Annotated in this window: 22 protein-coding genes and 1 riboswitch; of the genes, 19 read left to right on the top strand and 3 right to left on the bottom strand. The window is 46.5% G+C overall.

Annotation, left to right across the window (positions count from 1 at the left end):
• The first annotated feature begins 20 nt into the window (after positions 1–20).
• The 16 genes from HWY38_RS01305 to sufB all read left to right on the top strand — a co-directional run bounded on the left by HWY38_RS01305 (position 21) and on the right by sufB (position 11,332).
• Positions 21–377, top strand: coding sequence for an arsenate reductase family protein (locus HWY38_RS01305; protein WP_003151843.1), 357 nt, complete (start codon positions 21–23; stop codon positions 375–377).
• Between the two features lie 59 nt (positions 378–436).
• Positions 437–820, top strand: a complete 384-nt coding sequence (gcvH, locus tag HWY38_RS01300) for a glycine cleavage system protein GcvH (protein ID WP_003151844.1) — start codon at positions 437–439, stop codon at positions 818–820.
• A gap of 54 nt (positions 821–874) precedes the next feature.
• On the top strand, positions 875–1,111 hold the full coding sequence (locus HWY38_RS01295; protein WP_003151845.1) for a YusG family protein: 237 nt from the start codon (positions 875–877) through the stop codon (positions 1,109–1,111).
• A 69-nt stretch (positions 1,112–1,180) separates the two neighbouring features.
• Entirely contained in the window at positions 1,181–1,546 is a 366-nt protein-coding gene (locus tag HWY38_RS01290; protein ID WP_038459761.1) for a toprim domain-containing protein, read from the top strand.
• 2 nt (positions 1,547–1,548) lie between these two features.
• The gene (locus tag HWY38_RS01285; protein WP_003151847.1) at positions 1,549–1,869 is read left to right on the top strand and encodes a thioredoxin family protein; all 321 of its coding nucleotides are present in this window, start codon (positions 1,549–1,551) and stop codon (positions 1,867–1,869) included.
• A gap of 96 nt (positions 1,870–1,965) precedes the next feature.
• Positions 1,966–2,316 carry an SCP2 sterol-binding domain-containing protein gene (locus HWY38_RS01280; protein ID WP_007410085.1) on the top strand — a complete coding sequence of 117 codons (351 nt, stop codon included), beginning with the start codon at positions 1,966–1,968 and terminating at the stop codon, positions 2,314–2,316.
• Between the two features lie 110 nt (positions 2,317–2,426).
• A riboswitch (SAM riboswitch) is annotated at positions 2,427–2,533 on the top strand.
• 105 nt (positions 2,534–2,638) lie between these two features.
• Positions 2,639–3,664: a methionine ABC transporter ATP-binding protein MetN gene (metN, locus tag HWY38_RS01275; protein WP_003151850.1), complete on the top strand. Its 1,026-nt coding sequence runs from the start codon at positions 2,639–2,641 to the stop codon at positions 3,662–3,664.
• A complete protein-coding gene (locus HWY38_RS01270; RefSeq protein WP_072589543.1) occupies positions 3,657–4,325 on the top strand; it encodes a methionine ABC transporter permease in 669 nt (222 codons plus the stop codon). The genes metN and HWY38_RS01270 overlap by 8 nt, the downstream gene beginning before the upstream one ends.
• Positions 4,326–4,338: 13 nt before the next feature.
• Positions 4,339–5,154, top strand: coding sequence for a methionine ABC transporter substrate-binding lipoprotein MetQ (gene metQ / locus HWY38_RS01265; protein ID WP_012118382.1), 816 nt, complete (start codon positions 4,339–4,341; stop codon positions 5,152–5,154).
• 92 nt (positions 5,155–5,246) lie between these two features.
• Positions 5,247–5,624 carry a carboxymuconolactone decarboxylase family protein gene (locus HWY38_RS01260; RefSeq protein WP_044801961.1) on the top strand — a complete coding sequence of 126 codons (378 nt, stop codon included), beginning with the start codon at positions 5,247–5,249 and terminating at the stop codon, positions 5,622–5,624.
• A gap of 192 nt (positions 5,625–5,816) precedes the next feature.
• Positions 5,817–5,969, top strand: coding sequence for a hypothetical protein (locus HWY38_RS01255; protein ID WP_003151857.1), 153 nt, complete (start codon positions 5,817–5,819; stop codon positions 5,967–5,969).
• Between the two features lie 176 nt (positions 5,970–6,145).
• Entirely contained in the window at positions 6,146–6,931 is a 786-nt protein-coding gene (gene sufC / locus HWY38_RS01250; protein WP_003151872.1) for a Fe-S cluster assembly ATPase SufC, read from the top strand.
• A 17-nt stretch (positions 6,932–6,948) separates the two neighbouring features.
• On the top strand, positions 6,949–8,262 hold the full coding sequence (gene sufD / locus HWY38_RS01245) for a Fe-S cluster assembly protein SufD (protein WP_224181107.1): 1,314 nt from the start codon (positions 6,949–6,951) through the stop codon (positions 8,260–8,262).
• Positions 8,262–9,482: a cysteine desulfurase SufS gene (sufS, locus tag HWY38_RS01240; RefSeq protein WP_069448967.1), complete on the top strand. Its 1,221-nt coding sequence runs from the start codon at positions 8,262–8,264 to the stop codon at positions 9,480–9,482. Before sufD ends, sufS begins: the two co-directional genes overlap by 1 nt.
• Positions 9,472–9,915: a Fe-S cluster assembly sulfur transfer protein SufU gene (sufU, locus tag HWY38_RS01235; RefSeq protein WP_003151877.1), complete on the top strand. Its 444-nt coding sequence runs from the start codon at positions 9,472–9,474 to the stop codon at positions 9,913–9,915. The genes sufS and sufU overlap by 11 nt, the downstream gene beginning before the upstream one ends.
• Before the next feature lie 19 nt (positions 9,916–9,934).
• Positions 9,935–11,332, top strand: a complete 1,398-nt coding sequence (gene sufB, locus HWY38_RS01230) for a Fe-S cluster assembly protein SufB (protein WP_003151878.1) — start codon at positions 9,935–9,937, stop codon at positions 11,330–11,332.
• A gap of 35 nt (positions 11,333–11,367) precedes the next feature.
• Here the strand turns inward: sufB and csn are convergent, their stop codons facing one another.
• Positions 11,368–12,204, bottom strand: a complete 837-nt coding sequence (csn, locus tag HWY38_RS01225) for a chitosanase (protein WP_015387749.1) — start codon at positions 12,202–12,204, stop codon at positions 11,368–11,370.
• 136 nt (positions 12,205–12,340) lie between these two features.
• Positions 12,341–12,805 carry a DUF2691 family protein gene (locus HWY38_RS01220; RefSeq protein WP_224181106.1) on the bottom strand — a complete coding sequence of 155 codons (465 nt, stop codon included), beginning with the start codon at positions 12,803–12,805 and terminating at the stop codon, positions 12,341–12,343.
• A gap of 77 nt (positions 12,806–12,882) precedes the next feature.
• On the opposite strand from HWY38_RS01220, the gene HWY38_RS01215 reads away from it, so the two are divergent.
• The 3 genes from HWY38_RS01215 to HWY38_RS01205 all read left to right on the top strand — a co-directional run bounded on the left by HWY38_RS01215 (position 12,883) and on the right by HWY38_RS01205 (position 15,177).
• Positions 12,883–13,584, top strand: coding sequence for a class I SAM-dependent methyltransferase (locus HWY38_RS01215; RefSeq protein WP_224181105.1), 702 nt, complete (start codon positions 12,883–12,885; stop codon positions 13,582–13,584).
• Positions 13,585–13,621: 37 nt separating this feature from the next.
• Entirely contained in the window at positions 13,622–14,737 is a 1,116-nt protein-coding gene (locus HWY38_RS01210) for an NAD(P)/FAD-dependent oxidoreductase (RefSeq protein ID WP_053104474.1), read from the top strand.
• Positions 14,738–14,802: 65 nt separating this feature from the next.
• On the top strand, positions 14,803–15,177 hold the full coding sequence (locus tag HWY38_RS01205; protein WP_007410094.1) for a nucleotide excision repair endonuclease: 375 nt from the start codon (positions 14,803–14,805) through the stop codon (positions 15,175–15,177).
• A gap of 38 nt (positions 15,178–15,215) precedes the next feature.
• Here HWY38_RS01205 and HWY38_RS01200 read toward each other — a convergent pair whose 3' ends face one another.
• Positions 15,216–15,488, bottom strand: a complete 273-nt coding sequence (locus tag HWY38_RS01200) for a DUF1648 domain-containing protein (protein ID WP_007410095.1) — start codon at positions 15,486–15,488, stop codon at positions 15,216–15,218.
• Positions 15,489–15,529: the final 41 nt, after the last annotated feature.

The following is a 15,529-nucleotide window of genomic DNA, read 5'->3' as shown; positions in this document are numbered from 1 at the left end:
ATTTACAAGGGGTGAAGAAGATGTCGTTAAATTTTTACTGGTACCCTAAATGCGGAACGTGCCGTAATGCGAAAAAATGGCTGGAAGACCGCGGTAAGGAAATAAACGAAATACATATCGCGGAGGAAACTCCGTCGAAAGAAGAAATTAAAGACCTCTATGAAAAGAGCGGTCTTGAGCTCAAAAAGTTTTTCAACACGAGCGGAATGAAATACCGCGAGCTGAACTTAAAGGAAAAACTGTACCACATGTCAGAGGATGAACAGCTTGAACTCCTGGCATCAGACGGTATGCTCCTGAAACGCCCGATTACGACAGACGGCGAAAAAGTCACTGTCGGCTTTAAAGAAGACCAATTCGAAAAATATTGGATGTAATGCCAGGTTCAAAGAATTATGGTATCTTCTTATTATAAGAAAAAAATGGAGGGATTTAGATGAGCACACCGAAAGATATGCGTTATTCCAAAGAGCACGAATGGGTCAAAGTTGAGGACGGAAAAGCCCGCATCGGGATTACACATTTCGCGCAAGCCGAACTTGGCGACATCGTCTTTGTCGAGCTTCCGGAAGTCGGCGCCGAAATTAAAGCGGACGAGCCATTCGGCAGCGTGGAATCCGTCAAAACCGTTTCCGAACTGTACGCACCGATTAACGGAACGGTGACGGAAGTGAACGAAGACCTTGATGACAGTCCTGAATTCGTAAACGAGTCTCCGTATGAAAAAGCGTGGATGATCGTCGTGGAACCGGCTGATGCTGAAGAAATCGAAAACCTCATGACTTCCGAGCAATATGACGAAATGACACAGGAAGACTGATCGGATAGCAAACGGGCCATTTGGACATTCTATCTGTAACGGGAGGTGTCTAAAATGGCTTTTGATAAACAAAAGGTCGATGTGACGGAGAACGTTACGGGCCGCTTTCAAAACGGCCGGTTTTCCTTGTTTCATGAAAATGAAGCCATCGGCGAGATGACAGGCATGGACCAGTACGAGCTCAAACAGGGCTTTTCATTTGAAAATCAAAAATTTTATAAAACAGCCGATGTCATAAACGGCAGCGATCCGAAATATGTCGATTGCGATTATGAGAATGGCTGGTGTTAACAGTTGGCGGTGAATTTCACTGCCTTCTTTTTCAATCTGACGCTAAAACAATCGGCAGGTGACGCGCTTATGTACAATGGAGATGAAAAGGTCATTATCGTAGAAGGAAAATCTGATAAAATCAAAGTCAGCGAAGTGCTCATCGAACCCGCGGAAATCGTCTGTACAAACGGGACGATCGGCCAAACCGAACTGGAAGATTTGGCGGACCGCCTGTTTGACAGAGACGTCTATATTTTAACAGACGCAGATGACTCCGGAGAAAAATTAAGAAGACAGCTGAAACGGGAGCTTCCCGAAGCGCGCCATATTTATATAGACAGAACATACAGGCAAGTCGAGTCGTGCCCGGGCCATCATCTCGCATCTGTGCTGATCAGAGCCGGCTTTGATGCTGACACTGTATTTTTGAAAAAGAACGACCTGAGGTGGTAATCATGAAAGAACTCCAAGAAAATGAACTCGAATCGATTCAGGATGACGTTTATCTCCTGTATTTGTACACCCCGTTTTGCGGCACATGCCAGCTGGCGTCCAAAATGCTTACTGTCGTCGAAGAAATGCTGCCCGGCGCCGCCTTCTATAAAAACAACGTGAATTATTCCCCCGCATTCGCCAAAGCCTATCAGATTGAAAGCGTTCCGTGCTTTTTGCTGTTTAAAGGCGGAGAGCTTGTTGAGAAAGGATACGCCTTCCGCTCCGTTTCCTATTTATATGAGCTGATTAAACAAAAAACATCGCAAACGTTCCCGATGTGACAATATTTACAGGAAAATGTCGTGCGGTTTATAAAGGGTTCTGTCCGTTAAAAAGAGAAAGTGTATGTATGGCCATTAAAACAGGAGGTTATACGAGTGGAGAAAATAGAAGTTTCAGAGAATGACGGACAGCATCTGTTTTTGAAACCGCTATTAAACGCCTCAACGCTGCTGATTACATTCCAAGGAGAAACAGAAGCCTTAACGGTCTCAATTAACGGACAGGGAGAAATGAGAAAAACGTCGGTTTCAAAGGAAAAATCTAATTTGACCTTTTACGGAAACCAGACGGAAATCATCCATCTCCTGCATGGTGATGTCTCTTTGCAAAAGCTTATCCAAAGCGGAAAACTCAAAGTGAAAGGATCATTCAGAGCGCTGCTGAAGCTGGAGGCCATCCTCTGGCTGACAAACGGATTTTTTCAGGCGATCAGTAAACGGCCGTAACTGCCAATCTACTATGTGACAATAGCTTCCAATATTTATTTTATTGACTTTTTATCATTCGCCGTGCTATTCTACAGTAAGAATTTCCGGACGAAAATACGATATGTTTTCTCTTATCAAGAGAGGTGGAGGGAAGTGCCCTATGAAGCCCGGCAACCATCAACAATGTTGAAATGGTGCCAATTCACTCGAAGCGGTCTGCTTTGAAAGATGAGAGAAAGGCCTTTTTCAATAAGCCTTTCTGCTCATTTTTGCAGAAAGGCTTTTCTTTTGCGGAGAAACCCGGAAGATTTCTTAGAATAGTGTAAGGCGGGTGATTGCTTTGATCCATCTTCAAAATGTTTCAAAAATTTACAAAGCGAAGCATGGGGATGTCAATGCTGTCCAAGATGTCACTCTTGATATCAAAAAGGGCGAAATATTTGGAATTATAGGATATAGCGGAGCTGGTAAAAGTTCCTTAATCCGTCTCCTGAACGGCCTTGAAAAGCCGACGTCGGGAACCGTGGAAGTCGCGGGGACGGAATTAAATAAAGTAAGCAGCCGCGGACTGAGAAAAGCGCGCCAGGAAATCAGCATGATCTTCCAGCATTTTAACCTTCTGTGGTCGCGCACCGTCCGGGAGAACATTATGTTCCCGCTGGAAATCGCCGGCGTGAAAAAAAGCGAACGGGTCCGCCGCGCTGATGAATTGATTAAACTGGTCGGATTAGAGGGGAAAGAAAAATCTTATCCGTCGCAGCTGAGCGGCGGTCAAAAGCAGCGTGTCGGCATCGCCCGGGCGCTCGCCAATAATCCGAAAGTCCTTCTGTGTGATGAAGCGACATCAGCGCTCGATCCGCAGACGACCGATTCAATTTTGGATCTTTTATCCGATATAAATGACAGACTCGGTCTGACGATCGTGCTCATTACCCATGAAATGCACGTCATCCGAAAAATCTGCAACAGAGTCGCCGTCATGGAAAACGGGAAAGTCGTTGAAGAAGGCGAAGTACTCCAAGTTTTCAGAAACCCGCGCGAACCGATGACGAAGCGTTTCGTTCAGCAGGTGACAGAACCGGAGGAGACGAAAGAAACCATCCAGCATTTTCTGCAGGAAACAGCGACAGGAAAAACGATTCAGCTTTCATTTGTCGGGCAGGCCGCTGAGCAGCCCCTCATTACGGAAATGATCCGAAACTTTGATGTGGACGTCAATATTCTGCAGGGGAAAATTTCACAGACGAAGGACGGAGCCTACGGTTCTTTATTCATTCATATTGACGGTCAGGAAAAAGAAGTAGAAAACGTGATCCGGTTCATCAAAGACAAACAGGTAGAAGCAGAGGTGATCACAAATGTTTGAAAAATGGTTCCCGAACGTTGATATAACCGAGCTGTGGACGGCCACATACGAGACCCTTTATATGACGGTCATTGCTTTAGTTTTTTCATTTATCATAGGAGCGATTCTCGGTCTTCTGCTCTTTTTAACGGGCAAGGGAAGCTTATGGGAAAATAAAATCATTAACACCGTGATTGCGGCGGTCGTTAATATTTTCAGGTCTATTCCGTTTCTTATTTTAATTATTCTGCTTCTCGGTTTTACTAAGTTTTTAGTCAGATCGATTTTAGGGCCGAACGCCGCATTGCCGGCGCTGATTATCGGCTCCGCGCCGTTTTACGCCCGTCTTGCGGAAATTGCGCTGCGGGAAGTCGATAAAGGAGTCATCGAAGCTGCCAGATCAATGGGAGCAAAGACATCGACGATTATCTTCAAAGTGCTGATTCCTGAATCAATGCCTGCGTTAATTTCAGGCATCACCGTTACGGCCATCGCCCTGATCGGATCTACCGCCATTGCCGGCGCCATCGGTTCAGGCGGACTCGGAAACCTTGCATACGTAGAAGGCTACCAGTCCAATAATACGGATGTAACGTTTGTAGCGACAGTATTTATACTCATCATCGTCTTTATCATTCAGATTATCGGTGATGTGATTACAAATATAATAGACAAAAGATAAGGGAGGATTTACATTGAAAAAGATTGTATTAAGTGCGCTGCTGCTTGTGTTCGCGGGAGTTTTGGCCGCCTGCGGATCAAACGGCTCAAATAAAAAGGAAATCGTCGTCGCCGCGACAAAAACACCGCATGCTGAAATCTTAAAAGAAGCGGAACCGCTCTTGAAGGAAAAAGGCTACACATTAAAAGTAAAAGTGCTGAACGATTACAAAATGTACAACAAAGCGTTAGCTGATAATGAAGTGGATGCGAACTACTTCCAGCACGTTCCTTACCTTGAACAGGAAATGAAAGAAAATAAAGATTACAAACTCGTGAATGCCGGAGCCGTTCACCTTGAGCCATTCGGAATTTACACGAAAAAATACAAATCACTGAAAGACCTGCCTAAAGGCGCGACCATCATCATGACTAACAATGTCGCTGAACAAGGCCGTATGCTGGCGATGCTTGAAAAAGCCGGACTGATCACACTTGATCCGAAGGTAAAAACGATTGAAGCCACTACGAAAAACATTACGAAAAACCCGAAAAACCTGACATTCAAAAAAATCGCCCCTGAATTAACGGCGAAAGCATATAATGAAGAAGAAGGCGATGCAGTCTTCATTAACGTCAACTATGCGATTCAAAACAAACTGAATCCGTTAAAAGATGCGATTCAAGTGGAATCAACGAAAAACAACCCGTACGCAAACATCATCGCCGTACGCAAAGGTGACGAAAAATCAGAGAAAATCAAAGCGCTTATGGAAGTGCTTCACTCTAAGAAAATCAAAGACTTTATTGAGAAAAAATACGACGGAGCCGTGCTTCCCGTATCTGAATAAAGCGAAAACCCCGGATGAATCATCCGGGGTTTTTTTCGGGTATTAATCGGAGAACTGTCCATAATAAAAAGGAAGGTTAACGATTGGAGGGAATGGCAGTGGCTCAATACCAGGAAAACGGAAAAAGCGTGCATGACGCATTGAAACAATATAAAGAAGGTTTAGGTATATTCGAGCAAAAAATGCCGATGATGGGGCGGAAGTTTAATGAATTTACTGAACAGTGTTTCTCAGCGGATTCATTAACTGAAAAAGAGAAACAATTAATCGCTCTGGGCATCAGCATCAGCGCTCAAGATGAATTTTGCATGATTTATCATACGAAGGGCTGCCTTGACCAAGGGGCGACAGAAGAAAACATCCTTGAGGTCATCAGCGTCGCGGCGGCATTCGGGGGCGGCGCGGCTCTCAGTCAGGGAGTGACCCTCGTGCAGCAGTGTATTCAGGAATTCGGACATACGACGCATTAGAATGAGCAATCGTGTGAATACCGTTTTTCAGATAAAGCGAGTGCCGGTTTCCGGCACATTCGAAAGGATTCAGGGGCACACCCTCTTTGGCCGGAGCAGCGGATCATTGTTACAATAGAAACAAATATATGAAGGGATTGATTCATTATCTGCACCAGCCACGAGAGACTGGACCTTGACTATACGCCTGAAATGGAAAAAGCGATGCAGAAGTCACACGGCATCGGCTACGAGGAATACGGACGGCGTCTTTCAAAAAGGATGGAAGTCGAACGGCAGAGGGAGCTTGAATATCAAAAAAGCAAGTTCCTCGCAGCGCAGCTTAATGAGAAAATCGGTCAGTAAAAAAGGGTGGATTTCCGCCCTTTTTCTGTTTCAAACAGCTTTAATTACGCCTTGATCTTTGATAAACTTTAGGAATGTTCCGGGTAATATAAAAAGTTGTATTTACTTTTCATTTGTTATAAAATTAGAATGAGAATAAATTGAGAATAATGATTATATATTTTGGAGGTATAGATATGGCTGCTTCAACATTAACGATCAAGGATCTTCACGTTGAAATCGAAGGAAAAGAGATCTTAAAAGGTGTAAACCTTGAAATAAAAGGCGGCGAATTCCACGCTGTCATGGGGCCGAACGGTACCGGTAAATCCACGCTCTCAGCAGCGATTATGGGACACCCGAAATACGAAGTTACAAAAGGAAGCATCACGCTTGACGGCAAAGATGTACTGGAAATGGAAGTGGACGAGCGCGCTCAGGCGGGTCTTTTCCTTGCGATGCAGTACCCAAGCGAAATCAGCGGTGTGACAAATGCCGATTTCCTTCGCTCTGCGATTAACGCACGCCGTGAAGAAGGCGATGAAATTTCTCTTATGAAATTCATTCGCAAAATGGACGAAAACATGGAGTTCCTTGAAATGGACCCTGAAATGGCGCAGCGTTACCTGAACGAAGGTTTCTCAGGCGGGGAGAAAAAACGCAACGAAATCCTTCAGCTTATGATGATCGAGCCGAAAATCGCCATTCTTGACGAGATCGATTCAGGTCTTGATATCGATGCGCTTAAAGTCGTTTCTAAAGGAATCAACAAAATGCGCAGCGAAAACTTCGGCTGCTTAATGATCACTCACTACCAGCGCCTTCTGAACTACATCACGCCAGATGTCGTTCACGTTATGATGCAGGGACGCGTAGTGAAATCCGGCGGCGCGGAGCTTGCACAGCGCCTTGAAGCGGAAGGTTATGACTGGATTAAACAGGAACTAGGCATTGAAGACGAAACTGTAGGCCAAGAAGCGTAAGCGTTAGGGGGATAATCATGACATTGGAAACGAAACTATCCGTAGATCAGGAATATGTCAAAGGCTTTTCCGAAAAGCATCAAGAACCTGCCTGGCTGAAAAACCTGCGCTTACAGGCTCTTGAAAAAGCTGAAGATCTGCCGCTGCCTAAGCCTGATAAAACAAAAATCACAAATTGGAACTTTACAAAGTTCAACAAGCATACAGTAGAAAACGCGCCGCTTGCTTCTTTAGAAGATTTAGCTGATGAAGCAAAAGCGCTGATCGATATCGAAAACGAAGACAAAACGTTATATGTGCAGCGTGATCAAACGCCTGCTTTCCTTTCTCTTTCAAAAGAACTGAAAGACAAAGGCGTTATTTTCATGGACATCTTAACGGCTGCCCGTGAGCACAGCGACCTCGTTGAGAAATACTTCATGAAAGACGGCGTAAAGGTCGACGAGCATAAACTGACTGCGCTTCATGCGGCATTAATGAACGGCGGGGCATTCCTTTATGTTCCTAAAAACGTTCAGGTGGAGACGCCTGTTCAGGCCGTTTACGTTCATGAAAGCAATGACACGGCATTGTTCAACCACGTGCTGATCGTCGCTGAAGACCACAGCTCCGTCACTTACGTTGAGAACTACATCAGCACGGTGAATCCGAAAGAAGCGGTATTCAACATTATCAGTGAAGTGGTCACAGGTGATAATGCCAGCGTGACGTACGGCGCCGTTGACAACCTGTCAGCAGGTGTCACAACATACGTCAACCGCCGCGGAGCCGCGCGCGGACGAGACAGCAAAATCGAGTGGGCGCTCGGACTGATGAACGACGGCGACACGATTTCTGAAAACACGACAAACCTCTACGGAGACGGCACATACGGCGATACGAAAACCGTAGTTGTCGGAAGAGGAGAACAGACGGAAAACTTTACGACGCAGATCATCCACTTCGGTAAGGCTTCTGAAGGCTATATCCTGAAGCACGGAGTCATGAAAGATGCCGCATCTTCCATCTTTAACGGAATCGGCAAAATCGAGCACGGCGCGTCTAAAGCAAACGCTGAACAGGAATCCCGCGTCCTGATGCTGAGTGAAAAAGCACGCGGAGATGCAAACCCGATTCTCTTAATTGATGAAGACGATGTAACTGCAGGACATGCGGCATCTGTCGGCCGTGTGGACCCGATCCAGCTTTACTACTTAATGAGCCGCGGAATTCCGAAAGAAGAAGCGGAGCGCTTAGTCATTTACGGATTCCTTGCTCCGGTGGTAAAAGAGCTTCCGATTGAAGGAGTTAAGAAACAGCTCGTCTCCGTCATCGAAAGGAAAGTAAAATAATGAATATCACCGATATTCGTGAACAGTTCCCGATCCTTCATCAGCAAGTGAACGGACATGACCTCGTGTACCTTGACAGCGCGGCGACTTCCCAGAAGCCGCGTGCTGTCATTGAAGCAGTGGATCAGTATTACAGCAAATACAATTCCAATGTTCACAGAGGCGTTCATACTCTTGGCACGAGAGCGACAGACGGCTATGAAGGTGCGCGTGAAAAAGTCCGCAAGTTTATCAATGCGAAGTCAATGGCTGAGGTCATTTTCACAAAAGGCACGACAACTTCACTGAATATGGTAGCGCTGAGCTATGCCCGCGCCAGCTTAAAACCCGGTGATGAAGTGGTCATCACCCAAATGGAGCATCATGCGAATATCATTCCGTGGCAGCAGGCAGTAAAAGCAACCGGCGCGACTTTAAAATATATCCCGATGCAGGAAGACGGCACGCTTTCGCTGGACGACGTCCGGCAGACTGTCACAAGCCATACGAAGATCGTGGCAGTCGCTCATGTGTCAAACGTGCTCGGCACGATCAACCCGATTAAAGAGATCGCCAAAATCGCTCATGACAATGGCGCTGTCATCGTGGTGGACGGGGCGCAGAGCACACCGCACATGAAAATTGACGTTCAGGACCTGGATTGCGACTTCTTCGCGCTTTCTTCCCATAAAATGTGCGGCCCGACGGGAATCGGCGTGCTGTACGGCAAGAAAGAACTGCTTGAGAATATGGAGCCGGCCGAATTTGGCGGCGAAATGATCGACTTTGTAGGGCTTTATGAATCAACTTGGAAAGAGCTTCCGTGGAAATTTGAAGCAGGCACGCCGATTATCGCAGGCGCGATCGGATTGGGAGCCGCGATTGATTTTCTTGAAGAGATCGGACTCGACGAGATTTCCCGGCATGAGCATAAGCTTGCAGCCTATGCGCTTGACCGTTTCGAGCAGCTGGACGGCGTGACGATATACGGTCCGAAAGAGCGGGCGGGACTTGTGACATTTAATCTTGATGAGGTTCACCCTCATGATGTCGCGACTGTCCTCGATGCTGAGGGCATTGCGGTCAGAGCCGGCCATCATTGCGCCCAGCCGCTCATGAAATGGCTGGATGTATCTGCTACTGCGAGAGCGAGTTTTTATCTGTATAATACAGAGGAAGAGATCGATAAGCTCGCGGAAGCCCTCCAAAAGACAAAGGAGTACTTTACAAATGTCTTTTAATGCAAATTTAGATACATTATACAGACAAGTGATCATGGATCATTACAAAAATCCGCGCAACAAAGGGGTTTTGGATGACAGCATCGTCGTCGATATGAACAACCCGACTTGCGGCGACCGGATCAGACTGACAATGAAGCTTGACGGCGATACCGTTCAGGAAGCGAAGTTTGAAGGGGAAGGCTGTTCCATCTCCATGGCTTCAGCTTCCATGATGACGCAGGCCATTAAAGGAAAAGATATTGATACCGCCCTTTCCATGTCTAAGATTTTCTCAGACATGATGCAAGGGAAAGAGTATGACGACTCAATAGATCTCGGGGATATTGAAGCCCTTCAAGGCGTTTCGAAATTCCCGGCCCGGATTAAATGTGCCACCCTTTCATGGAAAGCACTTGAAAAAGGAGTCGCTGGCGAAAAAGGCGGCAATTAAAAGATTGGAGTGAAAATGGATGGCTAAAAAAATGCCTGAAATTGGTGAATACAAGTACGGTTTTCACGATAAGGACGTTTCCATTTTCCGTTCAGAGCGCGGATTGACAAAAGAAATCGTAGAAGAAATTTCACGCATGAAAGAAGAGCCTCAATGGATGCTTGATTTCCGCCTGAAATCTCTTGAGCATTTCTACAACATGCCGATGCCGCAGTGGGGCGGGGATTTAAACTCTTTAAACTTTGACGAAATTACGTATTACGTAAAGCCGTCTGAGCGTTCAGAGCGTTCTTGGGATGAAGTGCCTGAGGAAATTAAACAGACATTTGACAAACTCGGTATTCCTGAAGCTGAGCAAAAATACCTTGCCGGTGTTTCTGCACAGTACGAATCCGAAGTTGTGTACCACAATATGAAAGAAGATCTTGAAGCGCAAGGCATTGTCTTCAAAGACACAGACAGCGCGCTGAAAGAAAATGAAGACATTTTCCGCGAGCACTGGGCGAAAGTCATTCCGCCGACTGATAACAAGTTTGCGGCGCTGAACTCAGCTGTTTGGTCCGGCGGATCTTTCATCTACGTGCCTAAAGGCGTGAAGGTTGAAACACCGCTTCAAGCTTACTTCCGCATCAACTCTGAAAACATGGGTCAGTTCGAACGTACGCTGATCATCGTTGACGAAGAAGCAAGCGTTCATTACGTAGAGGGCTGTACGGCTCCTGTGTACACAACAAACTCGCTTCACAGCGCGGTTGTTGAAATCATCGTCAAAAAAGGCGGCTACTGCCGTTATACAACAATTCAAAACTGGGCGAACAACGTTTACAACTTAGTAACGAAACGTACGGTTTGTGAAGAAAACGCGACGATGGAATGGGTTGACGGAAACATCGGTTCTAAATTAACGATGAAATATCCGGCTGTCATTCTGAAAGGTGAAGGCGCGCGCGGCATGACGCTCTCTATCGCTCTTGCGGGCAAAGGACAGCATCAGGACGCAGGTGCGAAAATGATTCACCTTGCACCGAATACGTCATCCACAATCGTATCAAAATCGATTTCGAAACAGGGCGGAAAAGTAACATACCGCGGTATCGTCCACTTCGGACGGAAAGCGGACGGCGCCCGTTCAAACATCGAGTGTGATACGCTCATTATGGATAATAAATCAACTTCTGATACAATCCCTTACAATGAAATCCTGAACGACAACATTTCATTGGAGCACGAAGCGAAAGTATCAAAAGTTTCTGAAGAACAGCTTTTCTACTTGATGAGCCGCGGTATTTCTGAAGAAGAAGCAACAGAAATGATCGTTATGGGCTTCATCGAGCCATTCACAAAAGAACTTCCGATGGAATACGCAGTTGAAATGAACCGTTTGATCAAGTTCGAAATGGAAGGCTCCATCGGTTAATAGTAAAACCCCGCCATATGGCGGGGTTTTTTTGTTTATTGAATAGTGAAATTTCCGTATTCGCTTGACCGGACATGAATCGGCCCGTTTAAATTGTAGTTCTTCTCTTTGACAATATCGCGGAAAACGTCGACACGGGCAACCGATTCTCTCCATTCATCCTGGGTGTCCTCATCTGCCGGATTCATCAGATCGTCATAGCGTACATCCAAGAATTTATTGAGCCATTTCTTCTCGTCCGTTCCGTCTTTCGGTGACCCGCCCATTTTTTTGTTCGTGCGTTTAATCAGGGCATAAAAGGAGTCTGGATCATCACCGTCACCATGCTGAATCACCGTATCGTACATCACCGCTTTGGCCAAGGCCGTTTTCAGTCCGGCATTTTCTGAACGTTTCATCGCCGGCTGATAATACAAGCTGTCGTTTACCTTATCCTGGGCAGCGCGGAAGGCTTTATCATTGCCAAGTGAGCGCCAGGCAGAAGCGAATCCTTTCAGATTGCTGATGTCATCGCTTTCGTCCTTCGCAAGACGACGCAATTCAGGCAAATACTTTTTCAATTTGTTATTCGGCACCGCTTTCGTGTATACTTCGACTACTTCCAGCGCATCTCCGGTAGCCGTCGTAAAGCCGGCCCGCCCGCAAGTGTAACCTCTTCCGTCATCCAACGCTTCAACATATCCATATTGGATTTCCGTCTTTCCGTTTTCAAAAATGCTGGTCAGCTGTTCCGCCCGGCGCTTCTGATCCTTATTCAGCCCGGCCGCAAAAACCGTACCGCTCATCATCAGGGTAAAAAACATGGTGAAAATAAGAGATGAAACCGCCGTCTTCTTCCAAAAACCTGCTTTTTTCTTCAAACTGATTTTCATTGCCATACCCCTTTCATATGTAAGTTACGCACTCAGTATACATGAGGGGGTGATTTTTTTGTTGAAAACACACGAATTTGTCAATATTTTGAATCCTAAGCCCTATCCAGCGCTTCATAAAAAGAACGCACCACCTTCACCAGACAGACAATCCCGTTCTCGCATCATTCTTATCTGTAACATAGTCAACGCGGTGAAACCCGCATTGTACAGCCTGCTGAAAAAGGGCTTCGAGCATGTCCGGATCTTTGCAATATAACGTTACATACGAGCAATCTGCGATGAGAAGCACAAGTTTACAGGAACTATCCAAATATTCCTCATACGTATTGATTTCCGTTACCATCCCGCTCGGGAAAGCTTTCAATTCAGCAAAAATCATATAATAAGGGTTTACTTCCAGACGCTGACGGAGTTCTTGACCCTGAATGATGCGCTGATTTTGCGGAAACAGGTCTGTATCGGTGTCTTCTTTGAATTCAGTATACGCCTCTCCATCACCGATAAACCACGCATAGGAAGAGATGGGGAACGGTTGTAATATATCTGCCGCAAACCGTCCGAATTCATTTGGGATGTCAAAAGTAATGCCGCGTTTCATATGGTCGTATCTCCTTTCGGCTTTTGCTAGAATAATATGGTATACCATTTGGATAAATATTGAAAGGGGTGAGTGTTATGACAACACGATACGGCATTGATGCGCCTTATGGAGCGTTTGGATTTATCTTTCTTGCGCTCCTTTATGCCGCTGCCACGTTATGCGGTATGATTCCTCCTTACTGGGGCTGGCTGACGGGCACCTTGTTTTTATTGCTCGGTCTTTGGATACTCTTGTATTCAACGGCCATTAAACTTTTACACCGCCATCGCATTCTTGCGCTTTCCGGTTTAAAGCCGGACATGAAGGTGCTTGATATTGGGACGGGACGGGGGCTGCTAGCCATCGCCGCGGCTCAAAAAGGCGCTGACGTCTCAGCGATTGACAAATGGTCAGGCTGGGATCTGAGCGGAAACGGGAGAGACGCATTTGAAAAGAACAGACGGGCAGAAGGAGCGCCGGAAATTGATTTGTATGATGGACTCGCGCAAGACATGCCGTTTCCTGATAAAACGTTTGACCTTGTCATTTCGCATTTTGTCGTACACAACATTTCAGGCAGAAAAGAGAGGGAACGGGCGATTGCAGAAATGGTGAGGGTGCTGAAGCCTGGCGGCACATTGGCCGTGTCAGATATAAAAAATACATCACAATACAGAGAGATTCTTGAGGAAAACGGCTTTCAGACAAGAACGTATTCCTTTTATTATACGTTTCCGTTTTCGAAACTCATCATTGCTGTCAGGACTCCGGTAGGAACCGGGCGCTCCATTTGTTAAAATAAATAAGACAAAACAGATAGAAAAGGTGTTACACATGAAGTCTTATATAATTATCGGGGCCGGCATTCTCGGTGCGTCCGCGGCTTATCATCTCGCAAAGGCCGGGGCGGATGTAACGGTCATTGACCGGAAGCACCCGGGGCAGGCGACTGACGCCGCGGCGGGGATCGTCTGCCCGTGGCTGTCACAGCGCCGCAATCAGGCATGGTATGCGATCGCAAAAGGCGGAGCCCGCTATTATAACCAATTGATACAGCAGCTTGAAGCTGATGGAGAAACAGAAACCGGTTATCAAAAGGTCGGTGCTGTCAGCCTCCATACGGATGAAAAAAAACTCAGCCAAATGGAGGAAAGAGCTTATAAAAGAAGAGAGGACGCCCCTGAAATCGGTGACATTACAAGACTGACTCCGGAAGAAACGAAGGCGCTGTTCCCCGCGCTGTCGGAGGAATACGGGGCGGTTCATGTCAGCGGCGCGGCCCGGGTGAACGGGAGAGCGCTTCGTAAGGCGCTGTTAAATGCGGCCGTTAAGCACGGAGCGGCTGTTTACAATGAAGAAGCGTCAATATTGACAGAGGACGGTGCCGTCATCGGTGTGAAAACCGCAGAACGCACGCTTACTGCCGACCAGGTTCTCGTAACGGCCGGCGCTTGGGCTAGAGAGCTGCTTGAGCCGCTCGGCATCCGTTTTTCAGTATCATACCAAAAGGCGCAGATCGTTCATTTAGAGCTTCAGGGAGAGGAGACGGGCGGCTGGCCCGTCGTCATGCCCCCAAACGATCAATATATTCTCGCCTTTGACAGCGGCAGAATCATAGCGGGCGCGACTCATGAAAACGATACCGGCATGGATTTGCGGGTGACGGCCGGCGGTCTCCGCGAGATTTTTGACAAAGCATTAACTGTGGCGCCGGGGCTTTCAGACAGTACTATGATAGAGACAAGAGTCGGGTTCAGGCCGTTTACTCCCGGTTTTCTTCCGGTCATCGGCAAAGTGCCGAATATCAGCGGACTCCTCGTTGCCAACGGGCTGGGCGCCTCAGGGCTGACGAGCGGGCCGTATCTGGGGGCTGAACTGGCGAAACTCGCGCTCGGGCAGCAGACGGAAATTGATTTGAGCCTTTATGATCCGGCCGGGGCGCTTGAATAAAAAATAGCTTTTGGCGCATTCTTATGATAGGATGGAGCTTTAATGAATAAGAGGACGTGACCCATTTGATAAAAATAAACCTTCCTGCTCCTGATGTAACCATTACGGAACGGCAGCAGTCACCGTCGGAGAATGAACCGGCGATTAAAGCGATTTACGGTTTCATTGATTTTCACCAAATTCCGAGAGACAAAGGCGGCATATTTATGTTTTATAACATTCATGATGAGCTGCTGTTTGTCGGGAAAGCCCGTAAATTAAGACAAAGAATCAAAAAGCATTTTGAAGACAATGTGTCGCCTGTTAAACATCACAGGGATGAAGTGTATAAAATTGAAGTATGTGTCGTAAATGATCCGATGGAAAGGGAGATTTACGAAACGTACGCGATCAATACCCTTCAGTCGAAATACAACATTGAGAAAGTATTTTATAAATAAGAAAAACCGGAGCTTAAGGGCTCCGGTTTTCTTTATGTCTACAGTGCCAGCCACATCACGGCAATATGCACGATCAGCAGACAGTAAACGACGAGGAATAGCTGGACGACCTTTTTTCTGAATAACATGCAGATCATCATGAGCACGGGAAAAATCAGGACGCCGGCCGTTTTATTGATTGATGTATTCGGACGGTTCGACACGTCATAGTGAATGGCCATATCAGCAGGAAGAAACGGATAAAACACAATCGAAAGAATAAAGGCGAGAACCACAGCTCCCCACAGCACTTTATCATTCATCAAAAACATATGAACACTCCCTTTTTTACATATAATAGTATATTAGTCTG

Source organism: Bacillus sp. KS1, from assembly GCF_020075515.1.
Taxonomy (GTDB): domain Bacteria; phylum Bacillota; class Bacilli; order Bacillales; family Bacillaceae; genus Bacillus; species Bacillus velezensis.
Note: the sequence above shows the minus strand (reverse complement) of the source record. Positions and strands in the feature narration are given on the sequence as shown.

Excerpts from the sequence above, each read along its gene's own strand:
- HWY38_RS01295 (WP_003151845.1), top strand. The coding sequence starts at position 875 with ATGGCTTTTGATAAACAAAAGGTCGATGTGACGGAGAACGTTACGGGC.
- HWY38_RS01260 (WP_044801961.1), top strand. The coding sequence starts at position 5,247 with ATGGCAGTGGCTCAATACCAGGAAAACGGAAAAAGCGTGCATGACGCA.
- gcvH (WP_003151844.1), top strand. The coding sequence starts at position 437 with ATGAGCACACCGAAAGATATGCGTTATTCCAAAGAGCACGAATGGGTC.
- HWY38_RS01285 (WP_003151847.1), top strand. The coding sequence starts at position 1,549 with ATGAAAGAACTCCAAGAAAATGAACTCGAATCGATTCAGGATGACGTT.
- HWY38_RS01210 (WP_053104474.1), top strand. The coding sequence starts at position 13,622 with ATGAAGTCTTATATAATTATCGGGGCCGGCATTCTCGGTGCGTCCGCG.
- sufU (WP_003151877.1), top strand. The coding sequence starts at position 9,472 with ATGTCTTTTAATGCAAATTTAGATACATTATACAGACAAGTGATCATG.
- sufS (WP_069448967.1), top strand. The coding sequence starts at position 8,262 with ATGAATATCACCGATATTCGTGAACAGTTCCCGATCCTTCATCAGCAA.
- HWY38_RS01290 (WP_038459761.1), top strand. The coding sequence starts at position 1,181 with ATGTACAATGGAGATGAAAAGGTCATTATCGTAGAAGGAAAATCTGAT.
- HWY38_RS01220 (WP_224181106.1), bottom strand. The coding sequence starts at position 12,805 with ATGAAACGCGGCATTACTTTTGACATCCCAAATGAATTCGGACGGTTT.
- HWY38_RS01255 (WP_003151857.1), top strand. The coding sequence starts at position 5,817 with ATGGAAAAAGCGATGCAGAAGTCACACGGCATCGGCTACGAGGAATAC.
- sufC (WP_003151872.1), top strand. The coding sequence starts at position 6,146 with ATGGCTGCTTCAACATTAACGATCAAGGATCTTCACGTTGAAATCGAA.
- HWY38_RS01270 (WP_072589543.1), top strand. The coding sequence starts at position 3,657 with ATGTTTGAAAAATGGTTCCCGAACGTTGATATAACCGAGCTGTGGACG.
- sufB (WP_003151878.1), top strand. The coding sequence starts at position 9,935 with ATGGCTAAAAAAATGCCTGAAATTGGTGAATACAAGTACGGTTTTCAC.
- sufD (WP_224181107.1), top strand. The coding sequence starts at position 6,949 with ATGACATTGGAAACGAAACTATCCGTAGATCAGGAATATGTCAAAGGC.
- HWY38_RS01215 (WP_224181105.1), top strand. The coding sequence starts at position 12,883 with ATGACAACACGATACGGCATTGATGCGCCTTATGGAGCGTTTGGATTT.
- csn (WP_015387749.1), bottom strand. The coding sequence starts at position 12,204 with ATGAAAATCAGTTTGAAGAAAAAAGCAGGTTTTTGGAAGAAGACGGCG.
- HWY38_RS01200 (WP_007410095.1), bottom strand. The coding sequence starts at position 15,488 with ATGTTTTTGATGAATGATAAAGTGCTGTGGGGAGCTGTGGTTCTCGCC.
- HWY38_RS01305 (WP_003151843.1), top strand. The coding sequence starts at position 21 with ATGTCGTTAAATTTTTACTGGTACCCTAAATGCGGAACGTGCCGTAAT.